Annotated in this window: 21 protein-coding genes and 1 tRNA gene; 5 read left to right on the forward strand and 17 right to left on the reverse strand. The window is 69.4% G+C overall.

Annotated elements, in window-relative coordinates:
- Positions 1-91: 91 nt before the first annotated feature.
- Complete coding sequence (gene acs / locus LQ757_RS18155) at positions 92-2,044, forward strand: acetate--CoA ligase (RefSeq protein WP_231048675.1); 1,953 nt, start codon at positions 92-94, stop codon at positions 2,042-2,044.
- 75 nt (positions 2,045-2,119) lie between these two features.
- Here the strand turns inward: acs and LQ757_RS18160 are convergent, their stop codons facing one another.
- Together LQ757_RS18160 and sp36 are read right to left on the reverse strand one after the other, a co-directional pair.
- A complete protein-coding gene (locus tag LQ757_RS18160) occupies positions 2,120-2,590 on the reverse strand; it encodes a RidA family protein (protein ID WP_231048676.1) in 471 nt (156 codons plus the stop codon).
- Positions 2,590-2,823, reverse strand: coding sequence for a Sp36 family protein (gene sp36, locus LQ757_RS18165; protein WP_231048677.1), 234 nt, complete (start codon positions 2,821-2,823; stop codon positions 2,590-2,592). The genes LQ757_RS18160 and sp36 overlap by 1 nt, the downstream gene beginning before the upstream one ends.
- Before the next feature lie 155 nt (positions 2,824-2,978).
- On the opposite strand from sp36, the gene LQ757_RS18170 reads away from it, so the two are divergent.
- The 3 genes from LQ757_RS18170 (at position 2,979) to LQ757_RS18180 (ending at position 6,760) form a co-directional block, all read left to right on the forward strand.
- Positions 2,979-5,630 carry a transglycosylase domain-containing protein gene (locus tag LQ757_RS18170; RefSeq protein WP_231048678.1) on the forward strand — a complete coding sequence of 884 codons (2,652 nt, stop codon included), beginning with the start codon at positions 2,979-2,981 and terminating at the stop codon, positions 5,628-5,630.
- A 7-nt stretch (positions 5,631-5,637) separates the two neighbouring features.
- The gene (locus LQ757_RS18175) at positions 5,638-6,612 is read left to right on the forward strand and encodes a metallophosphoesterase (protein ID WP_231048679.1); all 975 of its coding nucleotides are present in this window, start codon (positions 5,638-5,640) and stop codon (positions 6,610-6,612) included.
- A 74-nt stretch (positions 6,613-6,686) separates the two neighbouring features.
- A tRNA-Pro gene (locus LQ757_RS18180) sits at positions 6,687-6,760 on the forward strand.
- Positions 6,761-6,903: 143 nt separating this feature from the next.
- On the opposite strand, the gene LQ757_RS18185 is transcribed toward LQ757_RS18180, so the two are convergent.
- The 5 genes from LQ757_RS18185 to LQ757_RS18205 all read right to left on the reverse strand — a co-directional run bounded on the left by LQ757_RS18185 (position 6,904) and on the right by LQ757_RS18205 (position 12,776).
- Positions 6,904-8,205: a UDP-glucose dehydrogenase family protein gene (locus tag LQ757_RS18185; RefSeq protein ID WP_231048680.1), complete on the reverse strand. Its 1,302-nt coding sequence runs from the start codon at positions 8,203-8,205 to the stop codon at positions 6,904-6,906.
- A 36-nt stretch (positions 8,206-8,241) separates the two neighbouring features.
- Positions 8,242-9,357: a heparan-alpha-glucosaminide N-acetyltransferase domain-containing protein gene (locus tag LQ757_RS18190; RefSeq protein WP_231048681.1), complete on the reverse strand. Its 1,116-nt coding sequence runs from the start codon at positions 9,355-9,357 to the stop codon at positions 8,242-8,244.
- A 114-nt stretch (positions 9,358-9,471) separates the two neighbouring features.
- Positions 9,472-10,323 (reverse strand): universal stress protein, encoded by an 852-nt coding sequence (locus LQ757_RS18195; RefSeq protein WP_231048682.1) that lies wholly within the window; start codon positions 10,321-10,323, stop codon positions 9,472-9,474.
- A 108-nt stretch (positions 10,324-10,431) separates the two neighbouring features.
- Positions 10,432-12,000: a hypothetical protein gene (locus tag LQ757_RS18200; protein ID WP_231048683.1), complete on the reverse strand. Its 1,569-nt coding sequence runs from the start codon at positions 11,998-12,000 to the stop codon at positions 10,432-10,434.
- On the reverse strand, positions 11,997-12,776 hold the full coding sequence (locus tag LQ757_RS18205) for a glycosyltransferase family 2 protein (protein WP_231048684.1): 780 nt from the start codon (positions 12,774-12,776) through the stop codon (positions 11,997-11,999). The genes LQ757_RS18200 and LQ757_RS18205 overlap by 4 nt, the downstream gene beginning before the upstream one ends.
- Positions 12,777-12,837: 61 nt before the next feature.
- Here LQ757_RS18205 and LQ757_RS18210 point away from each other — a divergent pair, with 61 nt between their 5' ends.
- Entirely contained in the window at positions 12,838-13,287 is a 450-nt protein-coding gene (locus LQ757_RS18210) for a GtrA family protein (protein WP_231048685.1), read from the forward strand.
- A gap of 42 nt (positions 13,288-13,329) precedes the next feature.
- On the opposite strand, the gene LQ757_RS18215 is transcribed toward LQ757_RS18210, so the two are convergent.
- From LQ757_RS18215 to LQ757_RS18260, 10 genes are all read right to left on the reverse strand, one after another.
- Positions 13,330-14,709 carry a sugar nucleotide-binding protein gene (locus LQ757_RS18215; protein ID WP_231048719.1) on the reverse strand — a complete coding sequence of 460 codons (1,380 nt, stop codon included), beginning with the start codon at positions 14,707-14,709 and terminating at the stop codon, positions 13,330-13,332.
- Positions 14,710-14,789: 80 nt separating this feature from the next.
- Positions 14,790-15,800, reverse strand: coding sequence for a dTDP-glucose 4,6-dehydratase (gene rfbB, locus LQ757_RS18220; protein WP_231048686.1), 1,011 nt, complete (start codon positions 15,798-15,800; stop codon positions 14,790-14,792).
- Entirely contained in the window at positions 15,797-16,672 is an 876-nt protein-coding gene (gene rfbA, locus LQ757_RS18225; protein ID WP_231048687.1) for a glucose-1-phosphate thymidylyltransferase RfbA, read from the reverse strand. The genes rfbB and rfbA overlap by 4 nt, the downstream gene beginning before the upstream one ends.
- Before the next feature lie 78 nt (positions 16,673-16,750).
- Positions 16,751-18,220 carry a sugar transferase gene (locus tag LQ757_RS18230; protein WP_231048688.1) on the reverse strand — a complete coding sequence of 490 codons (1,470 nt, stop codon included), beginning with the start codon at positions 18,218-18,220 and terminating at the stop codon, positions 16,751-16,753.
- 317 nt (positions 18,221-18,537) lie between these two features.
- Positions 18,538-20,310: a DUF4012 domain-containing protein gene (locus LQ757_RS18235; RefSeq protein WP_231048689.1), complete on the reverse strand. Its 1,773-nt coding sequence runs from the start codon at positions 20,308-20,310 to the stop codon at positions 18,538-18,540.
- Between the two features lie 78 nt (positions 20,311-20,388).
- Positions 20,389-21,003 (reverse strand): thymidine kinase, encoded by a 615-nt coding sequence (locus tag LQ757_RS18240; RefSeq protein WP_231048690.1) that lies wholly within the window; start codon positions 21,001-21,003, stop codon positions 20,389-20,391.
- Positions 21,004-21,322: 319 nt separating this feature from the next.
- A complete protein-coding gene (locus LQ757_RS18245) occupies positions 21,323-22,561 on the reverse strand; it encodes a hypothetical protein (RefSeq protein WP_231048691.1) in 1,239 nt (412 codons plus the stop codon).
- Positions 22,558-23,784, reverse strand: coding sequence for a sensor histidine kinase (locus LQ757_RS18250; RefSeq protein WP_231048692.1), 1,227 nt, complete (start codon positions 23,782-23,784; stop codon positions 22,558-22,560). Before LQ757_RS18250 ends, LQ757_RS18245 begins: the two co-directional genes overlap by 4 nt.
- 102 nt (positions 23,785-23,886) lie before the next feature.
- A complete protein-coding gene (locus tag LQ757_RS18255) occupies positions 23,887-24,315 on the reverse strand; it encodes a hypothetical protein (RefSeq protein WP_231048693.1) in 429 nt (142 codons plus the stop codon).
- A 135-nt stretch (positions 24,316-24,450) separates the two neighbouring features.
- Positions 24,451-25,554, reverse strand: a complete 1,104-nt coding sequence (locus LQ757_RS18260; protein WP_231048694.1) for an Rv2578c family radical SAM protein — start codon at positions 25,552-25,554, stop codon at positions 24,451-24,453.
- Positions 25,555-25,860: the final 306 nt, after the last annotated feature.

Genomic DNA, 25,860 nt, shown 5'->3' on the forward strand with positions numbered 1-25,860 from the left:
GTGTGCAGCGCCACCGCGGGCTGGCGGTACTCTGCTGGTGGGGCAGGCGACCCATCCGTGGAACCAATCGCGAAGGAGCGACCGCAGAACCATGACCGTTCAGATCGATCACGCGCTCGAGGAGATCCGGCGTTTCCGCCCGAGCCCCGAGTTCGCCGCCCAGTCCGTCGCCGACCCGGCCCTCTACGAGGCCGCCAAGGCCGATCGCCTCGCCTTCTGGGCCGACCAGGCCCGTGAACTGCTCACCTGGCACAAGCCCTTCACCCGCACGCTGGACTGGTCGAACCCGCCGTTCGCGAAGTGGTTCGACGACGGCGAGCTCAACGTCGCCGTCAACTGCCTCGACCGTCACGTCGCGGCCGGCCTCGGCGACCGCGTCGCCATCCACTTCGAGGGCGAGCCGGGCGACAGCCGCGACATCACCTACGCCGAGCTCACCGACGAGGTCAAGCGAGCGGCGAACGTGCTCGAGGGCCTCGGGGTGGGCGAGGGCGACCGCGTCGCCATCTACCTGCCGATGATTCCCGAGGCCGTCATCTCCATGCTCGCGGTCGCACGCATCGGCGCCATCCACTCGGTCGTGTTCGGCGGCTTCAGCTCCGACAGCCTTGCGTCTCGCATCGACGACGCCGAGGCGAAGCTCGTCATCACGGCCGACGGCGGCTACCGCAAGGGGCGGGTGTTCCCGCTCAAGCCCACCGTCGACGAGGCGATCGCGAAGACCGCGGGCAGCGTCGAGAACGTGCTCGTCGTCAAGCGCACCGAGAACGACATCGCGCTCGAGGCGGGCCGCGACCAGTGGTGGCACGAGACCGTCGGTGCGGCGTCGGCCGAGCACGATGCGGCGGCCTTCAACGCCGAGCACCCGCTGTTCATCCTGTACACGTCGGGCACCACCGGAAAGCCCAAGGGCGTCGTGCACTCGAGCGGCGGCTACCTCACCCAGACCGCGTTCACGCACAAGTACGTGTTCGACCTGCACCCCGAGACCGACGTGTACTGGTGCACGGCCGACGTCGGCTGGGTCACCGGGCACTCGTACGTCGTGTACGGCCCGCTCGCGAACGGCGCCACCCAGGTGCTCTACGAGGGCACGCCCGACACCCCCCACCCGGGCCGCTGGTGGGAGATCGTCGAGAAGTACAAGGTCTCGATCCTCTACACGGCGCCCACCGCGATCCGCTCGTTCATGAAGCTCGGCCGGCAGATCCCGCACGAGTTCAACCTGCGCTCGCTGCGTCTGCTCGGCTCGGTCGGCGAGCCCATCAACCCCGAAGCGTGGATCTGGTACCGCCACGTCATCGGCGGCGGCTCGATCCCCGTGGTCGACACGTGGTGGCAGACCGAGACCGGCGCGATCATGATCTCCGCGCTGCCCGGCATCACCGACCTGAAGCCGGGGTCGGCGCAGGTGCCGATCCCCGGCGTCTCGATCGACATCCTCAGCGACGACGGCACCCCCGTCGAGGGCGAGAACGGCGGCCTGCTCGTCGTCAGCGAACCGTGGCCGTCGATGCTGCGCGGCATCTGGGGCGACCCCGAGCGGTTCAAGGAGACCTACTGGGAGAAGTTCGGCGACAAGTACTTCGCCGGCGACGGCGCGCGGCACGACGAAGACGGAGACATCTGGCTGCTCGGCCGGGTCGACGACGTCATGAACGTGTCGGGCCATCGGCTCTCGACGGCCGAGATCGAGTCGTCGCTCGTCGCGCACCCGTGGACGGCCGAGGCCGCCGTGGTCGGGGCATCCGACGAGACCACCGGGCAGGCGGTCGTCGCATTCGTGATCCTGAAGGCGAGCCAGTCGGATGCCGCAGCCGACGCCGCGGCCGCCTCCGAAGAACTGCGCAAGCACGTCGCGACGCAGATCGGCGCGATCGCCCGCCCCCGCCAGGTGTTCATCGTGAACGAGCTGCCGAAGACGCGGTCGGGCAAGATCATGCGCCGCCTGCTGCGCGACCTCGCCGAGGGCCGCCAGATCGGCGACACCACCACCCTCGCCGACACGTCGATCATGCAGATCATCAGCGAGCAGGTGAAGTAGCGATCCTCGACCGCGAATGACGGATGCCCCGGCGGAAGCATTCCCGCCGGGGCATCCGTCTTGGTACCGAACGAGTCAGGCGAACTCGACGACCAGTTCGAGCTCGACGGGCGAGTCGAGCGGCAGCACGGCCACGCCGACGGCCGAGCGTGCGTGCCGGCCGGCGTCGCCGAAGATCTCGCCGAGCAGCTCGGAAGCCCCGTTGATCACGCCCGGCTGGCCGGTGAACGTCGGATCGGAGGCGACGAAGCCCACGAGCTTCACGACACGAGTGACCCGGTCGAGCGAGCCGATCTCGGCGCGCACGGCCGCGAGCGCGTTGAGCACGCACGTGCGGGCGTAGCCCTTGGCATCGTCGGCCGGCACGAGTCCGTGGCCGTCGCCGACCTTGCCGGTCGCCGGCAGCGCGCCCGCCGTGAATGGCAGCTGCCCCGAGGTGTACACGTGGGTGCCGGTGACCACTGCGGGCACGTACGCGGCGACGGGCGGCGCGACCTCGGGAAGCTCGATGCCGAGCTCGGCCAGCCGCGACTCGAACGCCGCCATCAGGCGTGACCCTCGCCCTCGAACTGCTTGGCCGCCTGTGCGGCGGCCGCGGCGCCGGCGGATGCCGCTGCCGAGGCCTCGCCGCCGACCGGGCGCTTGAGGTACGCGACGAGACCGCCCTCGGGCCCCTGCACGATCTGCACGAGCTCCCAGCCCTCGGAACCCCAGTTGTTGAGGATCGCGGCGGTGTTGTGGATGAGCAGCGGAGTGGTGATGTACTCCCAGGTCGGCATGTGCGACTCCTTGACGGTGCGGTTCGGTGGATCGGTGCGGTCGGCGCGTACGATGGCGTGCAGAGATTCGGTGCTTCACGGCGTGTCTGGAAAGGCATCGCGGCGCACTGGGCGCATAGCGGCTTTTGCCAGATTTCTCCGTTACGCTCCACTATATGTCTGCCCAAAAACGTACGAAGAGCGATGTCGGCGCGGGTATCCTCGGCTTCGTCGGCATGAGCGCTCTCGCCGGCGTTCTCGTCACCGCAGCGGTGACCCCGGCACTCGCCGTCACCGGCATGGCCGCGAACAACAGCATCACGATGTTCGAGAACCTGCCCGGCTACCTCGAGCCCGGCGAGCTCGCTCAGAAGTCGACCATCTACGCCGTCAAGTCCGACGGCACCCCCTCGGCGATGGCGTCGTTCTACGACGAGAACCGCGAAGAGGTTCCGCTCGAGTACGTCTCGCAGTACCTGAAAGATGCCGCGATCGCCGGTGAAGACCCGCGTTTCTACGACCACGGCGGCGTCGACATCGCCGGCACCGTGCGCGGCGCGCTCAATACGGTCGTCGCGGGCGACACGCAGGGTGGCTCGTCGATCACGCAGCAGTACGTGAAGAACGTGCTCGTGAACAACGACATGGCGAAGGCGAAGACCGAAGAAGAACGCATCGCCGCCTGGGAGCAGCACACCGAGACCACGGTCGACCGCAAGCTCAAAGAGATGCGCTACGCGATCACCCTCGAGAAGCAGGCTTCGAAGGACGAGATCCTCCAGGGCTACCTGAACATCGCCGCGTTCGGCGGCACCGTCTACGGCGTGCAGACCGCCGCGCAGTACTACTTCAAGACGAACGCGAAGGACATCACGCTGCCGCAGGCGGCGAGCCTCATCGCGATCGTGAACAACCCCGAGAAGTTCCGCCTCGACTACCCCGAGAGCGAGACGAACGGCGCCGCGACCGTCGTCGATGGCGAGACCGTGCCGTATGCGGCCAACAAGGACCGCCGCGACTACATCATCGGTGAAATGCTCAAAGAGAAGAAGATCACGCAGGAAGAGCACGACGCCGCCGTCGCGACGCCCGTGGTGCCCGTGATCACCGAGCCCGCGACCGGCTGCCAGGCGGCACCCGTGTACGCGTTCTTCTGCGACTACGTCACGTGGGAGATCAAGAACAAGTTCGACAAGCCCGAGACCGAAGACGTCGACGAGGGCGCCAAGATGCTCAAGCAGGGCGGGCTCGACATCTACACGACCATCGACATGGACCTGCAGAACGCGGCCACTTCTGCGCTCAACGAGAACGTGCCGAAGTCGGCCGAGGGCGTCGACATCGGCGGCTCCGTCGTCTCGGTCCAGGTCGGCACCGGCCGCATCCTCGCGATGGCGCAGAACAAGGATTACAGCAGCGACCCGACGGTGCTCGAGACTGGCAACAACTACAGCGCCGTCAACTACAACGCGCGCCACAACTACGGCGGCTCGAGCGGCTTCCAGCCCGGTTCGACGTTCAAGGTCTTCACCCTCGGCGAATGGCTCAACGAGGGCCACTCGGTCAACGAGGGCGTCGACGCGCGCAAGCGCTCGAACTGGGGCACGTTCAACGACAGCTGCAATGGCCCGGTGAACGTCGACGGCTGGGACCCCCGCAACGACCTCGGTGAGCAGGGCGGTTACTGGAGCGCGCTGCAGAACACGGTGAACTCCTACAACACGGGCTTCGTCGCCATGGCGAAGCAGCTCGACCTCTGCGGCATCAAGAAGACCGCGACGGCGCTCATGAGCGACGGTCGCGCCGACGGCGGCGAGCTCGGCACGCCCGCGAGCGAGCCCTCGTGGACCTTCCAGCCCTCTGCCGTGCTCGGCACCGAAGAGGTCGCCCCCCTCGCCATGGCCACCGCCTTCGCGGCGATCGCCGGCAAGGGCGTCTCGTGCACCCCGATCGCCATCGACAAGATCACGAACGCCAAGGGCGAACCGATCGAGGCTCCGAAGTCGGAGTGCAAGCAGGCCGTGACCGCCGAGGTCGCGGCCGGCATGGACCACGCGATGCAGCGCGTCATGACCTCGGGCACCGGTTCGTCGTCGCTCTACAAGATGGACACGCAGGGCACCCCGATGATCGGCAAGACCGGTACGACCGACAACGCCGAGGCCACCTGGATGAGCGGCGCCTCGACGCGCGTCGCCACTGTGGTCGGCGTCTACAACGTCACCGGCCACGTGAACCTGCGCGAGACGTACTTCGATGCCGGCGAGGCTGCGGTGCTGCGCCACAACATCTGGCCGCGCGTCATGGACGTCGCGAACAGCAAGTACCCCGGCGAGTCGTTCCCCGAGCCGCCGCAGAACCTCCTCTTCGCACCGCAGGTGTCGGTGCCCGACGTGCTCGGCCTCTCCCCCGAGGCTGCGCAGAAGGCGCTCGAGGACGCCGGCTTCGGCTGGACCATGGACGGCGACGTCGACTCCGCACAACCCCAGGGCACCATCGGTGCGCAGAACCCGTCGGGCACCGCCAGTAGGGGTGCGGTGATCTCGCTGAAGATCAGCCGCGGCAACGGGGCCAGCGTCCCCGACGTGACCGGTCAGCCGGCCGACCAGGCCGAGGCCGCGCTCACCGCGGCGGGCTTCCGCGTCGATCGCCGCGAGGAGGACACGATCGATCCGGCCCAGGTCGGCGTGGTGATCTCGCAGTCGCCCGGCGCCGGTGAGAACGCCAAGCGCGGCGACAAGGTGACCATCACCATCGGCCGACTCGGTAACGGCGGCGGCAACGGCGACGGCGGCCCCGGCGACGGCGCCGCCCCCGAGGCCGGTTGAGCCCCGATTGGCAACCCGTCTGACGCCCGTCGCGCGGATCGCACTTGCGATCGGCGCGGCGGGCGCCGCCGCATTCGCGTACGGATCACTCGTCGAGCGCACCCGATTCACGCTTCGCCGGGCGGATGTCCCGGTGCTGCCGCCCGGCGCGAAGCCGATCAAGGTGCTGCACCTCACCGACCTGCATATGGCCCCGTGGCAGCGCGAGAAACAGGACTGGGTGCGCGGCCTCGCCGACCTCGAGCCCGACCTCATCGTCGACACCGGCGACAACCTCGGCCATGAGCGCGGCATCGAGGGCATCCGGCGAGCGTTCGAAGCCTTCCGTGGCGTGCCGGGCGTGTTCGTCAACGGTTCGAACGACTACTTCGGTCCGGCGTTGAAGAACCCGTTCACGTACTTCTTCGGCCCGTCGAAGCACATCGCGAGGTCCAAGCTCCTCGACATCGACGCGCTGCACGCGTTCTTCGGCGACCTCGGCTGGCAGGATCTCGACAACACCGCTGCGAGCCTCGACCTGCGCGGCACGCACTTCGAGTTCTTCGGCGTCGACGACCCGCACAAGGGCTACGACCGCCTCGACCTGATCACCGCGGCCATCGACGACCTGCGCGCCGAAGATCCGCTCGGCGACGAGACCTGGCCCGACGAGCCATCCGTCACGAAGCGTCGCCCGACCGTCACGGTCGGCGTGGCGCACGCGCCCTACCAGCGCGTGCTGAACTCATTCGTGAACCATGGGGCGCAGCTCATGTTCGCGGGGCACACGCACGGCGGCCAGGTGTGCCTCCCCGGCGTCGGCGCGCTCGTCACCAACTGCGACATCCCGCGCACGCAGGTGAAGGGCCTCAGCGTGTGGCGACACGGCCTGCGGTCGGCGTTCCTCAACGTGTCGGCGGGCCTCGGCACGTCGATCTACGCACCGGTGCGCTTCGCGTGCCCGCCCGAGGCGACACTGCTCACGCTGGTTCCGACCGAGTAGCGGGCTGGTCGGACGGCCTCGATTTATCGGCTATCCTTGTTGAGGCCCGCAAGGGCACCGGCCCGCAAGGGCACCGGGGTGTGGCGCAGCTTGGTAGCGCGCGTCGTTCGGGACGACGAGGTCGCAGGTTCAAATCCTGTCACCCCGACATTGTGAAGGCCCTCTTCTGGCGAAGAGGGCCTTCGTCGTTCCCAGCTCACGTCGCGCCTCACGCGGGGGCTCAGACCGGCGCCAGGCGCCCTCGCGAGGCGCCGAGCGCCGCCGGAGCCTGCGCTCTACGGCCGCGCGCGCCTACGGGCGTCCGAGGCCGCGATAGGTCCACCCGGCGGCACGCCACGCGGCGGCGTCGAGCACGTTGCGACCGTCGATGACGTGTTTCGCTGCGACGAGCTGGCCTGTCTCGACGGGGTCGAGGTTGCGGTACTCGCGCCACTCGGTGACGAGCACGACGAGGTCGGCGCCGCGCAGTGCCTCGCGGGTCGACGTCGTGTAGTCGAGCTGGGGGTGCCGGCGCCGCGCGTTCTCGATGCCCTCGGGGTCGGTGGCGATGACCTCGGCACCGAGGCCCTTGAGCTGCACGGCCACGTCGAGTGCCGGTGAGTCGCGCACGTCATCGGACTCGGGCTTGAATGTCACCCCGAGCACCGCGATGCGCTTCTGGTGCACACTGCCGTCGAGCGCCTCGACGGCGAGGTCGACGACCCGCTGCCGCTGCCTGAGGTTGATCTCGTCGACCTCGCGCAGGAACGCGAGCGAGTCAGCGCGGCCGAGCTCTTCGGCGCGGGCGGTGAACGCACGGATGTCCTTCGGCAGGCAGCCGCCGCCGAAGCCGACGCCCGCGTTGAGGAACCGCCGGCCGATGCGCGCGTCGTGCCCGATCGCATCGGCGAGCGCGGTGACGTCGGCGCCCGTGGCGTCGGCGATCTCGCTCATGGCGTTGATGAAGCTGATCTTGGTGGCGAGGAATGCGTTGGCCGCAACCTTCACGAGCTCGGCAGTGGCGTAGTCGGTGACGACGCGCGGCGTGCCGGCCTCGATCGCGGCGCGATAGATCTGATCGAGCACTGATGTCGCGTGGTCGTCGGCCACGCCGTAGACGAGCCGGTCGGGCTCGAGGGTGTCTTTCACGGCGAACCCCTCGCGCAGGAATTCGGGGTTCCACGCGAGCGTCGCGTGCGGGGCAGCCTCGGCGATGCGAGCGGCGAGGCGCGCAGCTGTTCCGACGGGAACGGTGCTCTTGCCGACGACGAGCGCGCCCTCGGCCAGGTGTGGCAGCAGCGACTCGACCGCAGCGTCGACGTAGGTCAGGTCGGCCGCGTGCGTTCCGGCGGCCTGCGGCGTGCCCACGGCGATGAAGTGCACATCGGCGCCGGCCGCGTCGGCGATGTCGGTGCTGAATCGCAGCCGGCCCGTCGCGGTCGCCGAGGCGAGGATCTCGGGCAGTCCGGGCTCGAAGAACGGCGGACGCCCTGCCGCGAGTTCGGCGATCTTCGCCGCGTCGACGTCGATGCCGACGACCTCGTGCCCGAGCTCGGCCATGGCCGACGCGTGCACGGCACCGAGGTACCCGCAACCGATCACCGAAATACGCACAGCTTCTCCTTCGTCACAAACCCTGACCATTCTGCCCTACGCGTGCGACGGGACATCCGCTCGGCTTCGCCCGCTCGCCCACCGCAGCAGCTGCTCGAGCGGGCCGCGACCGATGTAGCGCCGCCAGAGCCAGGCGAAGAGCATCGAGCCGACGATGAGGGCGATGAGGAGCTCCCAGGAATCGTCGGTGCGCACGCCGTTCTCGGTGCGCACCGCCGCGGCGATGACGAGGAGGTGCAGGGTGTAGACGCTGAGCGGCATCGAGCCCATGGCGGTGATCGGCGAGAGCACCAGTCCGGCCACGCGCCGCACGGGCGGCACGGCGAACTGCAGCAGCAACAGCATGGCGGCGACGACGACCACGCCGACGCCGACGTTGCCGACGGCCTCGATCGACAGCCGCACGGCCTCGGTGGTGGTCGCCGACATGGGCGCGTCGGCGCCGAGCGCGTCGACCGGGGGCGCGGCGTTGCCGCCGGGCATGAGCGCCGCGACCGGCAGCAGGGTCGCGGCGGCATAGGCGCCGATGAGCGCCGCGACGGCGACCACGCGAGGCGAGTCGAGGTCGTAGCGCACGAGCGCGAGGCCGATGAGCATCGCCGCGACCCACACGAGCACCGGATACGCGCCGCTCACGAACCAGTCGGCGACGAGCCCGAGCGACGACGCGTCCAACTCGGCGACGAACGCGGTCCGCTTCGCGAGCTCGGCGAGCGCGGGCGCGACCGCGAGCAGCACGATGCCGGCGCCGAGCGCCACGCCCCGCGGAATGAACAACAGCGGCAGGAGCAGCAGGAACGCGACGCCGTAGACGTCGAGGATGATGAACACGAGCGGGTGCAGCGTGATCGCGATGCCGAGTCCGAGGATGATCAGGATGACCGCGCGGATCGCGATCTGCTTGCGCAGCGGGCCGCGGCCTTCGACGAGCGGCCGGGTGGCGCCGGTGATGAACCCGAGGCCCATGCCCGCCGTGAGTGCGAACAGCAGGCGTGGGCGTTCGTCGGCCAGCTCGATGAGCGACGTGAGATCAGCGGATGCCACGGCCGGCGACACGTGCGCGATGAACATGCCGATCAGCGCGAGGCCACGGGCGGCATCGACGCCGTCGACGCGCGCGGCAGGCGTCGCTGCGGGTGCGCGATCGACCATGTGTCACAGCCTCGCATACGCCCGGTCGGTCGAGTAGCGCCCGACGCAGCAGGGCGCGTATCGAGACCCTCGCCGCATGGTCTCGATACCCTTCGCTACTCGACCGACGCTCTCTCAGCGCACGACGACGGTGGGCCCCTCGAGATGCGCGAGGATGCCGTGACTGACCGATCCGAGCAGGAACCGCGCGAGCGCTCCCCGCCCATGGCTGCCGACGACGAGCAGCGAGGCCTCGTCGGCCGCATCGGACAGCGCGACCACCGGGTCGCCGACGACCACGCGCTGGTCGATCTCGAGCTCCGGGTGTGCAGCCACGACGGGTTGCAGCGCGGTCTCAAGCAGTTCACGCGCGGCCGAGCTGAGGTCGCCGTCGTCGACCATGGAGACGCCGTAGCCGTACTCGGCGCCGACGATCACGCCGAGGTCCCACGCGTGCACGGCGATGAGCGGCTCGCCGAGGCGTTCGGCCTCGGATGCCGCGAACTCGAGCGTGGTGGCGGATGATGCGGACCCGTCGACCCCGACGACGACCCCGCGTCGCCCGGTGACGTCGATGTCGGGGATCACTGCGACGGGCACGTGGCTTCCGGCGGCGATGCGCAGGCTATGCACCCCGCGACGACTGGGTCGTTTGCCGCCGTGCCAGTCGCTGCCGACGACGAGCAGTTCGGCATTGCGCGACAGTTCGTCGAACACCTCGGTCGCGGGACCGTGCTCGAACGTGGTGACGACTTCGAGGTCGGGGTCGACCTCGATGGCGATGGCGATCGCCGCGTCGATGGCTCCCTGCGCCTCGGCCTTCGCAGCGGCCATCAGGTCGGCGTCGCGCGTCGTCTCGACGGCGAGGTCGATGACGTGCACGATGTGCAGCCTCGCGCCCCGCATCGACGCTCGTCGGGCCGCCCACCGCACCGCGTGCAGGCCGGCGTCCACGGCGGTGCTCACACCGACGATGATCTCGCGCATGATGCCTCCCTGGTTCCCATGATCCCGCGGATGTCGCGGCGAAGCCAGAGGCGTGCGGCGGGGCATCCGCTCGGGGTTCCTGCCCGGGCGACGTGCGCGAGCGTCAGGTCAGCCGCCGGCCGGCACGGGCGGCTCGCAGAGCCGATAGTCGCCACTCTGCAGCATCAACTCGCAGGCCTCGGCCGGCTCACCCGGCCACACGCGCGGGTCGCCGGCGACGGCGCGACCGGCGTCGGTGAGCCCGGCGTGGGCGCCCGACATGACGATCACGCTGACGCCGCCGCCCCACGGGCTGGCGAGGCTGTCGTAGCCGAACTCGGCGATGTCGGCAGCCGCCGCGCGCTGGTCGTCGAGCGTCTCCCAGATGCCGTAGGAATGGCCCACGATGCGTCCGACGAGCGACACGGAGATCACCGCGACGCCCGCGACCGCGAGCACTCCCGTGACGACCCGCAGGATCACCCCACCCGCAGGCCGCGCGCGCTCCCACGACTTCGCATTCAGGGCCACGCGGGCGAGCACCACGACCGCCGCGATCGCGACCGGCAGGAATGCCAGCACCCCGGGCGCCGGATGCCGCAACCAGGGTGGGGTGTGCGACGACATCAGCCACCACACGAGGTACGTCACGAGCCCCAGGACGGCGACACCGGCGACCACGGCGAACTCACGCAGCCCGGCGCGCGACGCTCCGGCCTCGGCGAGCAGCCTCGGCCGTCGCACGACGGCGATCGCCCCGAGCACGGCGAGCATGATGCCGAGCGCGACGAGCCCGAGCACGACCCATGCGGGCAGGTGCCACGCCCCGATGAACACGTTGAGCTTGTCGATCGGCGGCACCTTGTAGCCGAACTGCCCGCCGCCGAGCAGGAACCATCCGAAATTGCGCAGGTTCTCGATGCCCGCCTCGGGCCCGAGCGAGAGGAACTTCACGACCTCGTAGACGAACGTGGGCGCGGCCGCGAGACCGGCGGCGCCGAACACCCTCGGCAGTGTGGCGCGCACGCGCTGCCAGATGCTCGAGCCGGGCGCGTCGAGCAACGCCGCGAGGGCGAAGGCGGGCACGGCGAGCAGCGCGATGAACTTGGTCTGGATGGCGAGGCCGACGAGCAGTCCCGCGAGCCACGGCCGCCGGTGCAGCACCACGAGCGCCGCCGCGAGCAGCCCGGCGGCGGTCACCTCGCCGAGCACGTCGATGGGCGTCTGGATCGGCGACGGCAGCGGGTCGGCCGCGTACGCGAGCGGAACCGCTGCTGCCACGAGCCCGGCCCATCGCCCGCCGAGACGCCGGCCGATGAGCCACAGGCTGCCGAGCAGCAGGATCCAGCCGAGCAGTCCGACGAGCCGGCCGGCGAGCACCGGCTCGATGCCGAGCGCCAGGAGCCCTGCGATCGGCAGCATCACGACCGGCCCGGTCGAGATGCGCACGTCGAACGGCGTGATCGTGCTGCCCGAGAGCGTGCCGTCGCTCGAATACCCGAGCCCACGCAGCAGGTTGAGCGGCACGGTGAGGTTGAAGGCCTCGTCCTCCCAGAGGCGCACGCTCGTGAGCGCCGGCCCGAGCACCGCGAGATTCGCGAGGACGACGCCGATGACGGCGATCCAGAAGACCAGGTCGATCGGCCGGAATGACAGATCGACCGAGCGGATGCCGCGGGGCGGCGCCTCGACCGTCACGATCGCTTCCCCGGCTTCAGTGAGACATGCCACAGCTCGACCGCTGCCGCGCGCACGAACTCGCGCAGGCGCTTCGGCGGCAGCATCGGTTGCGGCTGCACCACCGCGTCGCCCTCGCTCCACATCGTGCCCTGGGCGTCGCCGCCGCGGCGCGGCAGGCTCGCCACGCGCAGGTAGCGCACCGAGGCACCACCGCGGGCTTCGGCGATCGAGAAGTGCACGTGCGGCACGTGCGCGCCCTCGGGCACCGCGGCCACGAGGGTGCGCAGGGTGGTCGGGCGGTAGGCGCGCAACGGGGTGTTCACGTCGGGGATGCGCCGCCCGGCGGCGACCGTGACGAGCACGCCGACGGATGCCGTGAGCACGCGACGGAACCAGGGGTCGGTGCGACCGGTTCGGACGCCGTGCACGACGTCGGCGCCGGTGTCGACGGAGGCGGTCACGAGTCGTGCGAGGTCGGCGCCGTGGAACTGGCCGTCGCCGTCGACGTGCACGATCAGGTCGGGCTCGAGTTCGAGGCCGGCATGGTAGGCGGAGAGCGCGGTGGGACCGTGCCCGCGGTTCTGCTCGGCGGTGATCACGTGCAGGCCGGGCAGCTCGGCCGCGAGGTCGGTGAGCACCCCGGCAGTGGCATCCGTCGATCGATCGTCGACCACGACGATGTCGAGCCGCTCGGCGAGCGGAGCGAGGTTCGCGTGCAGTTCTCGCACGAAGCCGGGGATGCCGACGGCTTCGTTGTATGCCGGCATGACCACGGCGAGGTGATTCAGGCGCACGCCGTCTCCCAAGCAGCTGACGTGCAGTGGTTGCACGAGTCTGGGTAGTAGCGTAGTCGAGATGTCGCAACGAGCCCGATGGCGCCGAATTGCCGGGCTCGGGGCCCGGTTCCTCACCGTGGGTGCAATCAGCACGCTCATCGAGATCGGTGTGTTCAACCTGCTGTACCTCGCGCTCGGGTGGGACCCGGTGCCGGCGAAGGTCGTCGCGTCGCTCGTGGCCCTCGTGAACGCGTACTTCGGCAATCGCGAGTGGACGTTCCGCCACCGCGACCGCCGTGGCCGCACACAGGAGATCGTGCTCTTCGTGCTGGCGAACGCGATCTGCACCGCGCTGGGCGCACTGCTCGTGTGGGCCGGCATCGAAGCCGCCAGTGCCCTTCTCGGTCGCGAGGTCGGGCCATTCATCGTGAACGGCGTCAACCTGGTCAGCATCGTCATCGTGGTGCTCGTGCGCTTCTGGCTGTACCACAGCGTCGTGTTCCGCACGGCTCCCCCGAAGACGCCCTGACCAGCGGTCGCCGCATGTCGAGAACGGACGCCTACCGTGCCCTTACCCTGCCAGATACTCCCTGAGCGCGACCACGGTATCGCGCGGCACGAACCCGGTCGCCTCGAGGCGCCCGAGGTCGAACGCACTGTGCCTCGGCCGCGGGGCCGTCGTCACCGCTCCACGCCCGGACGCGTACGCCTCGGCAGTCGTCGCGACCACACGCTCGGGATCGTGTCCCGTGAGCTCGAACACCGCGCGTGCGACGTCGAACCACGACATCACGGGCCCCGAACTCGAGAGATTGTAGACGCCGGACGGCGCTTCGGACGAGAGCAGGTGCAGGATGCCCCGCGCCAGGTCGTCGGCGAAGGTGAGGCGCCCCTGCTGGTCGCAGATCACCTGCGGGTCGACGCCCTTCGCGGCGAGCGAGGCCATGGTGCGCACGAAGTTCGGCCCGTCGCCCACGACCCAGCTCGTGCGCACGATGTAGTGGCGCGGAGCAGCCCGGGCCGCGAGCTCGCCCGCCGCCTTGCTCTGCCCGTACACGCCGAGGGGGCTGTAGGCCTCGTCTTCGGCGTGCGACTCGACCGTGCCGTCGAAGACGTAGTCGCTCGACACCGTCACGAAGGGCACGCCGAGCCGCGCAGCGAGCCCCGCCAGCGCGCCCACCGCGGTCGCATTGACCTGCCACGCCGTCGCGCGGCCGGCGGTCGTCTCGGCCCCGTCGACGTTCGTGTACGCGGCGGCGTTGATGATCGCCGAGCAACCGGAGAGATCGAGTGACTCCAGCGCCGAGGCATCCGACACGTCGAGTTCTGCGCGTGTCAGGAACGTGGCATCCGGAATCAACCGACGCAACGCGCGCCCCAACTGGCCGTTTCCGCCGATGACGACCGGTCGGGCCGCCGAAACCGGCCGAACGGAAGCGAGCCGAGGGTGCGCCCGGTCCTTGTCGGAAAGCTCGGCCGACTCCAACGCGATCGGCCACTCGATCGCGACCGTCTCGTCGGCGAGGTTCACGAACTGGTATTCGGCGTCGGGCCGCCAGTGCGCATTCACGAGGTAGGCGTATGCGGTGTCGTGCTCGAGCGTCTGGTAGGCGTTGCCGACTCCCCTGGGCACGAATACCGCCTGATCGGGACCCATTTCAAGAGTGACGGATGACCCGAACGCGGGCCCCTCGCGCAGGTCGACCCACGCGCCGAAGATGCGCCCGGTGGCGACCGACACGAACTTGTCCCACGGCTCGGCGTGGATGCCCCGCGTCGTGCCGACGTCGCCGTTGAACGAGATGTTCTGCTGCACCGGCCCGAAGTCGGGCAGGCCGAGCGCGGTCATCTTGGCGCGCTGCCAGTTCTCCTTGAACCATCCGCGGTTGTCGCGGTGCACGGGCAGGTCGACGATCAGCAGGCCGGGAATGACGGTCGGATGCACCGCCAGCGCTCGCGGCGCAGCGGCCGCGGCGGGGTCTCGATGCGCGTCGGCTCCGCCGGCGCTACTCGACCGACGGTCGCCACCGCTCACCGCCCCAGCTCCGCGTACTTGGCTTCGGTCGCCTGCTTCTGCGGCCCCCACCAATCCTCATTCGCGCGGTACCAGTCGACGGTCGCCTGCAGCCCCGACGCGAAGTCCTGGTAGCGCGGGCGCCAGCCGAGCTCGTCGCGCAGCTTGGTCGAATCGATGGCGTACCGCAGGTCGTGCCCGGGCCGGTCGCTCACGAGGTCGAAGTCGTCGCGCTCACGACCCAGGGCCGACAGGATGTCGCCGACGACGTCGAGGTTCGATCGCTCGCCGTCGGCGCCGATGAGGTAGGTCTCGCCGATCCTGCCCCCGGCGAGGATCGCGAGCACCGCGGCGGAGTGGTCGTCGGCGTGGATCCAGTCGCGCACGTTGGCGCCCGTGCCGTAGACCTTCGGTCGCTCGCCGCGCAGCACGTTCGTGATCTGGCGGGGAATGAACTTCTCGACGTGCTGGTAGGGCCCGTAGTTGTTCGAGCAGTTGCTGAGCGTGGCGCGCAGCCCGAAGCTGCGGGTCCAGGCGCGAACGAGCATGTCGGATGCGGCCTTCGTCGACGAATACGGACTCGACGGGTTGTACGCGGTCGCCTCGGTGAAGCGCGCCGGGTCGTCGAGTTCGAGGTCGCCGTAGACCTCGTCGGTCGAGATGTGGTGGAAGCGGATGCCGCGACGACGAGCCGCCTCGATGAGCGTGTAGGTGCCGATGACGTTGGTGTCGAGGAACGGCCGGGGATCGCTCAGCGAGTTGTCGTTGTGCGACTCGGCGGCGTAGTGCACGATCGCGTCGGTGCCGGGGTCGAGCTCGGCCGTCAGCTGCTCGACGAGCGCGGCGTCGGCGATGTCGCCGCGCACGAACCGCACCCGGCCGTCGGGCAACCCCTCGAGCGACGCGAGGTTGCCCGCATACGTGAGCTTGTCGAGCACGACGACCTCAAAGTCGGTGTTCGCGACGACGTATCGCACGAAGTTCGAACCGATGAATCCGGCGCCGCCGGTGACCAGCAGGCGGGTCATGCGTCCTTCCCCCTCGCGAGCACGTCGAGCAGGTAGCTGCCGTACCCCGATTTCGTGAGTGATTCGGCGCAGGCGCGGAACGCGTCATCCGACAGCCAGCCCTGCCGCCAGGCGACCTCTTCCGGTGCGCCGATCTTGAGTCCCTGCCGCTGTTCGATGGTGCGCACGTAGTCGCTCGCGGCGGCCATCGCGTCGAACGTGCCGGTGTCGAGCCACGCGGTGCCGCGCGGCAGCACGCTCACGCGCAGTCGCCCTTCGCGCAGGTAGGCGGCGTTGACATCGGTGATCTCGAGCTCGCCGCGCGCCGACGGCTTCAGGCCCGCCGCGATGTCGACGACCGAGTTGTCGTAGAAGTACAGGCCGGGCACCGCGTAGTTGCTCTTGGGGTGGGCCGGCTTCTCTTCGAGCGAGCGGGCGAGGCCGTCGCCGTCGAACTCGACGACGCCGTAGGCCGTGGGATCGGCGACCCAATAGGCGAAGATCGCCCCGCCCTCGACCTCGGCGTACTGGCGCAGCTGTGCGCCCATTCCGGGACCGTAGAAGATGTTGTCGCCGAGCACGAGCGCCACCCGGTCGTCGCCGATGAAGTCCGCGCCGATCGTGAACGCCTGCGCGAGCCCCTTGGGCTCGGGCTGTACCGCGTACTGCAGCGAGACCCCGAGCTGCGATCCGTCGCCGAGGAGCCGCTGGAACTGTGCGGCGTCGTGCGGCGTCGTGATGATCAGGATGTCGCGGATGCCCGCGAGCATCAGCGTCGACAGGGGGTAGTAGATCATCGGCTTGTCGTAGACCGGAACGAGCTGTTTCGAGATCCCGAGCGTGATGGGGTGCAGTCGCGTGCCCGAGCCGCCGGCGAGGATGATGCCTTTCACCACTCCATCCTGCCGTACACGCCGGTCGAGTAGCGACCAGCCGTGGGTCGAGGAGGCGCGCCAGCGCCGTCTCGAGACCTAGTACGCCCCGTCGGGCCGGGCCACCGCGCGCACCGTGCGGTAGAGCAGGATGATGTCGCCGGTCAACGACCAGTTCTCGACGTAGTAGAGGTCGAGACGCACGCTGTCGTCCCACGACAGGTTGCTGCGGCCCTCGGTCTGCCAGAGGCCGGTGATGCCGGGCTTGACGAGCAGCCGGCGTTGGGCGGATTCGTCGTAACGCTCGACCTCGGAGGCGAGCGGCGGCCGCGGACCGACGAGCGACATGTCTCCGCGCAACACGTTCACGAGCTGCGGCAGCTCGTCGAGGCTGTACTTGCGCAGGATCGCGCCGACCTTCGTGACACGAGGGTCGGACTTGAGCTTGAACAGCACGCCGTTGCCCTCGCTCTGGTCGAGCAGGCTCGGCAGCTGCTGCTCGGCGTCGACCACCATCGAGCGGAACTTCAGCATCTTGAACCGCCGCCCGTTGAGCCCGACGCGCTCCTGGCGGAACACCGCCGGCCCGTGGCTGTCGCTGCGGATCAGGATGGTGAGCGCGAGGAACAGCGGGCTGAGCAGCACGAGCCCTGCGAACGACGCGATCAGGTCGAAGGCGCGTTTCGCCGCGTACTTGTTGCCCTCGAACACGGGATAGTCGACGTGGATGAGGGGCAGCCCGGCGACCGGTCGTGCGTGGATGCGCGGTCCTGCGACATCCGTCAATGCCGGCGCGACGATCAGGTTGACCGAGCGGGTCTCGAGATCCCAGCCGAACTGGCGCAGCTGTCGCGGACTGATCATGTCGGCTCCGGTGAAGACGACGGTGTCGGCTTCTGACGCGTCGACCGCCTCGATCGCACGGTCGTACGACCCGAGCACGGGTACACCGGGCGCGAGCTCGCCCGCGCTGCCGCCCTGCGTGACCGCTCCCACGATGACGAAGCCGTTGCTGGGGTCGCGCATGATCTGCCGCGCGACGTGCGCCGACGATGCCCGCTCGCCCATGAGGATCGCCCGGTAGCTGTACTCGCCTTCGGCGCGCCGACGGTTGAGCCACTGGCGCCACAGCCACCGGCTGGCGAGCAGCAGGGCGAGTCCGGTGGGAAGCGCGATGAGCAGGTAGCCGCGACCGAGCTGCGCCTGCAGCAGGAAGGCGATGATGGCGAGCACTCCGAACACGCGGATCGTCGCGTCGGCGATGCGCTTGTACTCGGTGGAGCCGCTGCCGATGATCTTCTGGTCGCGCGTGCCGAAGAGTCCGAGTGCGGCAAGCCACGCGACGATGAGCAGGGCCGAGACGAGCGAATAGGTGATCTCGAAGCGCTGCGCCTCGCTGCGAGCGATGAGCTGCTCGGCGGCATCCGCGCCGAACCTCAGGAACTGAGAACCGTAGACCACGACCACCAGCACGAGCAGGTCGGTGGCGAACAATCTCGTGGCATAGCCACGCTGCCACCGGTCGACGAGCGCACTCGACGTGGTCTCGGTGTACTCGCTCAGCGCCATGATGCCGCCTCAGTCACCGCAGGCACCCGCGCGCGCGGGTGCCGTCGGTGGAGATCGCTACGCGATCGGTCGGGTGTATCGGGTGTCGGGCCCCTCGGGGAAGGGGTTGGACCCCTCGGGTAAGGGGCCTTCGGCCCCTTCGGGAAGGGGTGTCGTGGTCGGGCACACGGCCCAGGCTCCTACCTTAGGCGCGGTCGGCCGCGTGGCACATCCCCCGATTGGGGGGCCATTCACCGGAGCAGCGGGCTCCGGCGGCCGCGCCGACGGCGCTGGCGGCCACCGGCGCGGCCGGCGGTGCCGTTACCGGTACCGGCGCCCTAGCAGCCCGGGGTCTCGATGGTCACTTCGGTCGGCTGCACCATGGGCGTGTGCCAGACCTCGAGCGGCCCGTACTCCCCCGCCGCCCCGGTGAAGTTCGCGACCACGGTGTGCGACGCCCCCGGCTGGTTCACGATGCTGACCTTGACGGCCGGCCGGTCGAGGTGCGGCACGGCGGTCGCCACCGAGGGCGCGCCGTCGACGGTCGCGCCGGTGAACGTCGACCCGACCGGACCGTACAACACCAGTTCGGTCGCGATGACGCCCTTCGGGAAGAACCTGGCGGGCGAGATGTAGCGTGCGAGCCCGTCGACCGCATTCGGGTCGAGCGTCGACGCGAACGTCGCGGTCGTCGTGAACGCAGGTTCGGTTGCAGTGCACTGATCGGATGTCGCAGCCACCGACAGCTTGGCGTAGTAGTCGAGCTTGCCCTCGGTGACGTCGTTGACGTACACGCCGACCATGGTCTTCTCGGAATTGTCGGCCGGCAGCTTTCCATCGACGCGGTTGCCATCGATGAGTGCGGCCTCGGCCTCGGCCGAAGGCACGTACAGCAGGCGCCCCTCGTCGACCGCGCGGCTGAGCGCCTCGACGAGGTCACTCGTGTCGCCGGCACCCGAGCTGACGACAGTGAAGATCGATGCGGCGGCCGACGCGAAGAACGCGTCCTGCAACTCGGGCTCGTAGCGGAAGTACACTTGGTTCAGCAGTTCTGAAACCGCGTTGTCGGCGGTGAGGGTCTCGCCGGTCGCGAGCTTGACGGGGCCGGTGGCGCCGAGCAGGTAGCTGAGGGCGACCGGGTCGAACGAGAGCACCCCGTCGATGGGCGTGCCGAACGACTCGGCCCAGTACGCCCGCATGAGCTCGGCACTCTCGGTGAAGTCGGGCGTGAGCGTGATGTCGGGCATGAAGCGCCCGATCTTGTCGCCGTAGAGGGCGGCGGTCTCGGGGTCGAGTTCCATGATCGGCGTCGGCCGGTTGTTGTTGAAGTCGCCGCTGTGCGCCTGCTGCGTGATCGTGAGCTTGCCGTCGGTGACGTTGATCATGACGATTGCGGCCGGATTGCCACCCGTGCCCCGCGACTCTGCGTTGTTCTGGAAGAGCATGAGGTAGTTGCGCGGCCCTTCAGCGCCGAGCGCGGCAGGCAGCACCTGCAGGGTCGTGTTCGCGGCGTCGAGGGTGGGCTTCAGCTGCCCGACGGCCTCGTCGAGCCGGTCGATGCCCGCGGCCACCGGGCCGATGAGCGCATCGCGGTCGACCCCGTCGAGCTCGGCGGAGACCTGGTCGATCGCGCCCGACGCCTGCTCGACCTTGTCGGCGAGCTCTTGCACGGCGGCCACGTCGATCGCGCCGCCGTTCGGCTTCAACGCGTCCATGCTGATCTCGGTCGCCGGAATGACCGCACCGTTCACGAGCTCGTCGGCCCCCGTCGAGGCGACGCGCACTGCCGCCATGTTCGGGCCCACGATCGGCACCCACTCGGCGGAGCGCCACAGCACATCGTCGGTGTTCGCACGCGCCTCGGCGGTGTATTCGGTGAGCTGACTCGCCGACGCCTTCGCACCCTCGACATCACCGGCTGCAATGAGGTCTTGCGTCTCGGTGGCGAGCGGAATCGCCGACTCGAGCGCGTCTTGCGTCGCGAACGCCTTGTTGGCCAGGACGACGCCCCATACGACCAGCCCGATGAGCACGACGAGGATGCCGATCGGCACCCACAGGCGGGCGCTGCGGATCAACGGACGCTTCTGCTTCTCGGCTCGGGTGGTCACCCGAGCAATATTAGGTGGTCACGCGCGGGAATCAGCGACTCACCAGCTTGATTCTCAGGCGTCGTGGCGCCAGCGCGGTCAGTGACGCCCGTTCAGCACCCCGCCGCTCTCCTGCAGGTAGCAGACGCCGCACAGCGACTCGTAGGTGACGAGCTCGCCGTCGATCGCGACCTGGTCGCCGTCGAACACGAAAACGTCGTCGATGCGTCGACCGTTGAAGATCGCCTTGCGGCCGCACCGGCAGATGGTCTTCAGCTCTTCGAGGCTGTGCGACACCTCGAGCAGGCGACGGCTGCCCGGGAACGCCACGGTCTGGAAGTCGGTGCGGATGCCGTACGCCAGAACCGGCACATCGTCGATGAGGGCGATGCGCAACAGGTCGTCGACCTGCTCAGCGCTGAGGAACTGCGCCTCGTCGATGAGCAGGCAGCTCACGTCGCGGCCATGGTCTTCGATGATCCGATTGCGATGCTGCTGGAACACGTCGAGCACACTCGAGTCGGGCGCGATCGTGAAGTCGACCTCGCGCACGACACCGAGTCGGCTCACGATGTCGCGATCGCCCTTGGTGTCGATCGCGGGCTTCGCGAGCAGCACCTCGTGCCCTCGCTCCTCGTAGTTGAAGGCAGCCTGCAGCAGCGCCGTCGACTTGCCCGAGTTCATCGCCCCGTAGCGAAAGTACAGTTTCGCCATCTCACTCGCCTTGCCGGTAGGTCAGTTGCACTCGCACATTCTTGCAGTCGTGGGCGTGGCTCGACGCGTTCATCGGCGCGTGGACGTCGCGACCTGGGTGACGCTCGGCCGCGACCTCGCCCGGTTCCCGGGGGTGCTGTGTGAGGTGCCGCCGATCGCGCGAGACCCAGGACGCACGACACTAGCTCGCGAGGGAGGCTCTGCTTCCGACGTGAGTCCCAGCCGCTGCATGACGGCCAAGGTGTCGTAGAAGTCCCACTTCTCCGCCACCCGAGCCTACAACCGGGGGGCGAGGAAGTCTCGATGCGCGACTTCGTCGCTACTCGACCGACGTTCCGAGCTGGTAGGTCAGCTGCACGCGCACATGCTCGTGCGTCACCTGCCCCTCAGCGCCGAGCGCCGCGGCGCGTGCCACGGCCACGAAACGGTCGATCTCGCGTTTCGAGGGCGCTTGCTCGCCGAGGTCGGCGTCGACCACGATGCATCCGTGGTCGCCGCCGGTCGTGAACGAGACGCGGATGCTCCGCGCTCGCCCCGCGTCGCCGAGCCAGAGTATGAGCGCGGTCAGCACCGACCGCTGGTCCTCACGAAGCTCGACCGCGGCGCCCATCGGGTCGACGATCCCGATCGTCACTTCGTTCGTCGCGCTGAGGCTCGCCGCGAGTGCGTCGAGCCACGTCGACTCGATGCCCGCGCGCAGCGCGCGTCGCAGTGCCTCGGCGAGCTCGCGCGCGCGATCGGCGTCGGCGACCGAGACGCGTTCGGCCGTCATCACTCCCGCAAGGAACGGCAGCACCTCGCGTCTGAGCACCGACACCCTGCTCGGCGACCCCGACTGCGCGAACCCCGAACGCAGCGCGACGTCATGCTCGAGCGCTGCCCGGTTGGCCTCTCGGTGCCACGCGAGCGTCGCGGCGACGACGGTGTACGAGTAGCTCGCTGCGGCGGCCGTCATCGCGAGCACCGGCGCCGAACCCACCACGATGAGGGCGAGCGGTGGGGCGCCCGTGGCGATGGTGGGCGAACCGCCCGCCACCAGGATCGACAGCACCGCCGACGCCGTCAGCCCCGCGAACACGAGCGACCTCCACGTGCAGTACGGCGCCACCGAGAGGATCATCATGCCGATCACCAAGGGCCCGAAGTCGTCGTAGAGGTAGCGGTTCGCACCGATCGTGCTCACGTACTCGGCGATGGCCCCGCCGACGGCGAGTGACACGACGAGCCAGAGCCGATCGGCGGTGAACGGCGCCCGCGCAGGCGAAGCCGACCGCGATGCGACGAAGCCCGCCCCCGCCACGAACACGATCGCGAGCACCGCTGCGAGCGTCGAGCTCACCTCGCCCCAGTGGGCGATCGTGAGGGCGATCGAGCCGACGAACGCGAGGATCGCTCCGATCGCCACGATCGGCGATGCCGTGATCGCGCCGATCGGGTCAGCCTCCTGCTGGGTCAGGCGAATGCTTCCCCCACTCAGACCGCGGGCTTCGGGGATCGTTCGCGGCCGGGTCATCCGCTCGCGCTGCGACATCCGCTCGCCCGTCTCGCCCGCGCTCATGCGTCGCCCTCGGGGACCGTGATCACGATCGTCGTGCCGATGCCCTTCGTCGACCACAGGCGAACGCTGCCCTGCACCTGCTCGATGCGCGCACGGATCGACGTGCGCAGGCCGATGCGGTCGAACGGAACGTCGTGCACGTCGAAGCCGACGCCCGTGTCCATGACCGCGACGGTCACGTCGCCGCCGCCGATGCCCAGTACGAGCTCGGCCTCGGCGACCTGCGCGTGCCGAGCCACGTTGACGAGGCATTGCGCGACGGCCTCGTCGACCGCGCGGGCGCGGGTCAGGTCGAGGGCGCGCAGCACGGCGAGGTCGCCCGTGATGCGCACCTCGAGTCCCGCGTTCCTGGCGGCGGCGAGTGCGTGGCGCAGCGGCGGGTAGGCGTCGTCGGGGGTGGGGGAAGGGCCAGGTGTCGCGGGCGCCGGTGTCGCGAGCGCCGGTGCCGCGGGCGCCGGTGCGAGCCCGCTCGCCCAATCGCGGCCGATGATCAGGCCGAGATCCTCGCGGATGCCGGCGCGCAGCCGCTCGTCGACGGGCCCCGAACCCGCCGCGGAGATGGCGATCAGGTGGCTGAGCGCGGTGTCGTGCAGGCGTGCGGTGGCCCGCAGCTCGTACTCGTGGCGGATGGCGAGCTCGCGCGAATGCCGACTCGCGTCGTGCAGCCCGGTGGCTCCCCGCGGGTTCCGGCGGCGCGAGAGCCCGTCGAAGGCACGCACGATGACGAGGATGATGAACGCCGCCGTCGTCGCGAGGCTGGGCGCGAACTCGGCGCCGACGAGCCGCGAGCCGAGGAGCAGCGCGGCTTCGCCGAGCCCGTACCCGAGGGTCGCCCAGACGATCGCGATGACCGATCCGGCGCCGGCCCCGCCGACGAGCATCAGCGCGAGGCACGGCAAGGCGAGCACCACGTTGTTGGTGCTCTCGAACACCTCCGTGTTCATGACGAGCGTGGTGATCGCGAACACGATGCCCGTGCCGACGACGAGGTAGACGACAGTGAGCGGCACCGTCGGGTATCGCGCGACGAGGAACAGCAGCGCTGCCATGCCCGCCACGAGTCCCGCGGCCGACCAGCCCGCCGGCGCATAGCCCGTCGACGCGACAAGCAACGCCAGGATGACCGCGAGCCCGAGCGCCACGAAGGCCGCGGCGTGCCCGGCGCGCGCGAGCGAATGGCTCAGCGTGGCGCGCGCGAGAGCGCCCGGCAACCCCAGGGTCATCGTGCGTCCTCCGTATCGCGAGCGTGCCCGAGGCGCGCGTCAGCGAATCGGGTCAGCGAATTATCGCAATTGCGACGGCGTTCGTCATAACTGACGGACCTGTCAGGTCTCCCGCCGGCCCGGCATCGCCCAGTACCCGATCGCAGCGCCGGCGGCAGCACCGACCGCGTTGAGCAGCGCGTCGAGCGTCAATGGGGATGACCCGAACTCCAGCATCGACGGACCGTACTCGGCGAGCACGCCAACACCTATCACGACGAGAGTCGCGAGCCATGCGAGCCTTCGGCCGGCAACCACCACGGCGAGGATCCCGATCGGCACGAACGCCAGGGCATGCGCGGCATACTCGACGACCTCGTAGTTGATCCAGCCCCTGAGGCCGTGACCATGAAGATAGGCCATCTGCCCGCGGATCCACGGCGTGAATCCTCGATCGATCGGCCGCGGCATGATCCCGACGACCGCGACCAGCGCCGAGTAGATCGCGAGGATGAGCAGTGCCCAGCGCCGTGCCCGGTCGGGAGGAGTCACTCGACCAGCCTACGAGCGACGCGCGTCACTCGCCGGTCGAGTCCCCAACCCCACCCAACCTCGCCTCACCTCGCCGAAAGTGCACTCCCCGCCCTCGAATGCGGCGACGCCTGCACTTTCGACCGAGACAACTCGTCAGAAGAGGGCCGACGGGTCGGGCGGAGACCCGAACGCGGTCGGCAGCTCGGTGTCCGAGAGCGGACCGGTCGAGTTGCCCGCCGTCGCCGATCGTGTTGCCTGCGCCAGTGCCGACGAACGGATGCCGCCCGTGACCGGGTCTTCGCGGGCGCGTGCGAGGCCGTGCGCCCGGATGAGCGGGCGAATGCGTTCACCGAGCCACCGTCGGTAGGCCTTGGGTGCGTAGGCATTGTTGCCGTAGTACATCGACCGGTACTTCGGAACGAGTTCGGGATGCTCCTGCTCGAGCCACTGCATGAACCAGGGTTTCACGCTGCCGCGCAGGTGCAGCGCTGCGTAGAGCACGCTCGTCGCACCGGATGCCTTGACCTGCCGCAGTGCCTCATCGAGGTGTGCCCTCGTGTCGGTGAGGTACGGAAGGATCGGCATGAGGAACACCGAGCAGTCGAAGCCCGCCTCGCGCACCGCCGTGACCGTGGCGAGCCTCGCCTTCGCGCTCGGCGTGCCGGGTTCGACCGACTGCTGCAACTCGTGGTCGTAGATCGCGATCGACATCGCCAGGTCGACCGGCACATGCTCCGCCGCCGCGGCGAGCAGCGGCAGGTCGCGTCGTAGCAGCGTTCCCTTGGTCAGGATGCTGAACGGCGTGCCGCTCTCGGCGAGCGCCCCGATGATGCCCGGCATGAGCTCGTACCGGCCCTCGGCCCGCTGGTACGGGTCGGTGTTCGTGCCGAGCGCCACCGGCTCGTGCCGCCACTTGGGTTTCGCCAGCTCGGTGCGCAACACGTCGCCGACGTTGACCTTGACGATGATCTGCCGGTTGAAGTCGTCGCCCGCATCGAAGTCGAGGTACTCATGCGTCGGCCTCGCGAAACAGTATGCACATGCATGCAAACATCCCCGGTAGGGGTTGATCGTCCAGCCGAAGGGCATCATCGATTGGCCGGGCACGCGGTTCAATGCGGACTTCGCGAGCACCTCGTGGAAGGTGACACCCGCGAAGTCGGGCGTCTGCACCGAGCGCACGAGGTTGTTGAGCTTTGCGAGGCCCGGCAGCGTGTCGGATTGCTCGACACCCAGTTCCTGACCACTCCACCGCACTCATCCAGTCGAACACACATTCGAGCAATGAGCAAGGCATGGTGCGCTTTCGGCGCATGCCAGTTCCCCCTCACTCGAGGCGGAAACCGGCATACGCTCTTGGGCAACCGTTGGTCGAGTAGCGCCCGACGAAGGAGGCCGCGTATCGAGACCATGGCGGCACAAGGTCTCGATACGGCGCTGGCGCGCCTACTCGACCGACGGGCTGCGCTGGCGCGCCTACTCGACCGACGGGCTGCGCTGGCGCGCCTACTCGACCGACGGGCTGCGCTGGCGCGCCTACTCGACCGACGGGCTGCGCTGGCG

The sequence above is a fragment of the Agromyces cavernae genome (genome assembly GCF_021044935.1).
GTDB lineage: Bacteria > Actinomycetota > Actinomycetes > Actinomycetales > Microbacteriaceae > Agromyces > Agromyces cavernae.

Bases quoted from the DNA above. Each gene is read 5' to 3' on its own strand.
- sp36 (WP_231048677.1), bottom strand. From the start codon at position 2,823: ATGCCGACCTGGGAGTACATCACCACTCCGCTGCTCATCCACAACACC.
- LQ757_RS18240 (WP_231048690.1), bottom strand. From the start codon at position 21,003: ATGGCGAAACTGTACTTTCGCTACGGGGCGATGAACTCGGGCAAGTCG.
- LQ757_RS18190 (WP_231048681.1), bottom strand. From the start codon at position 9,357: ATGGTCGATCGCGCACCCGCAGCGACGCCTGCCGCGCGCGTCGACGGC.
- LQ757_RS18210 (WP_231048685.1), top strand. From the start codon at position 12,838: ATGTCGCAACGAGCCCGATGGCGCCGAATTGCCGGGCTCGGGGCCCGG.
- LQ757_RS18230 (WP_231048688.1), bottom strand. From the start codon at position 18,220: ATGGCGCTGAGCGAGTACACCGAGACCACGTCGAGTGCGCTCGTCGAC.
- LQ757_RS18195 (WP_231048682.1), bottom strand. From the start codon at position 10,323: ATGCGCGAGATCATCGTCGGTGTGAGCACCGCCGTGGACGCCGGCCTG.
- LQ757_RS18250 (WP_231048692.1), bottom strand. From the start codon at position 23,784: ATGACCCTGGGGTTGCCGGGCGCTCTCGCGCGCGCCACGCTGAGCCAT.
- rfbB (WP_231048686.1), bottom strand. From the start codon at position 15,800: ATGACCCGCCTGCTGGTCACCGGCGGCGCCGGATTCATCGGTTCGAAC.
- LQ757_RS18170 (WP_231048678.1), top strand. From the start codon at position 2,979: ATGTCTGCCCAAAAACGTACGAAGAGCGATGTCGGCGCGGGTATCCTC.
- acs (WP_231048675.1), top strand. From the start codon at position 92: ATGACCGTTCAGATCGATCACGCGCTCGAGGAGATCCGGCGTTTCCGC.
- LQ757_RS18160 (WP_231048676.1), bottom strand. From the start codon at position 2,590: ATGGCGGCGTTCGAGTCGCGGCTGGCCGAGCTCGGCATCGAGCTTCCC.
- LQ757_RS18245 (WP_231048691.1), bottom strand. From the start codon at position 22,561: ATGAGCGCGGGCGAGACGGGCGAGCGGATGTCGCAGCGCGAGCGGATG.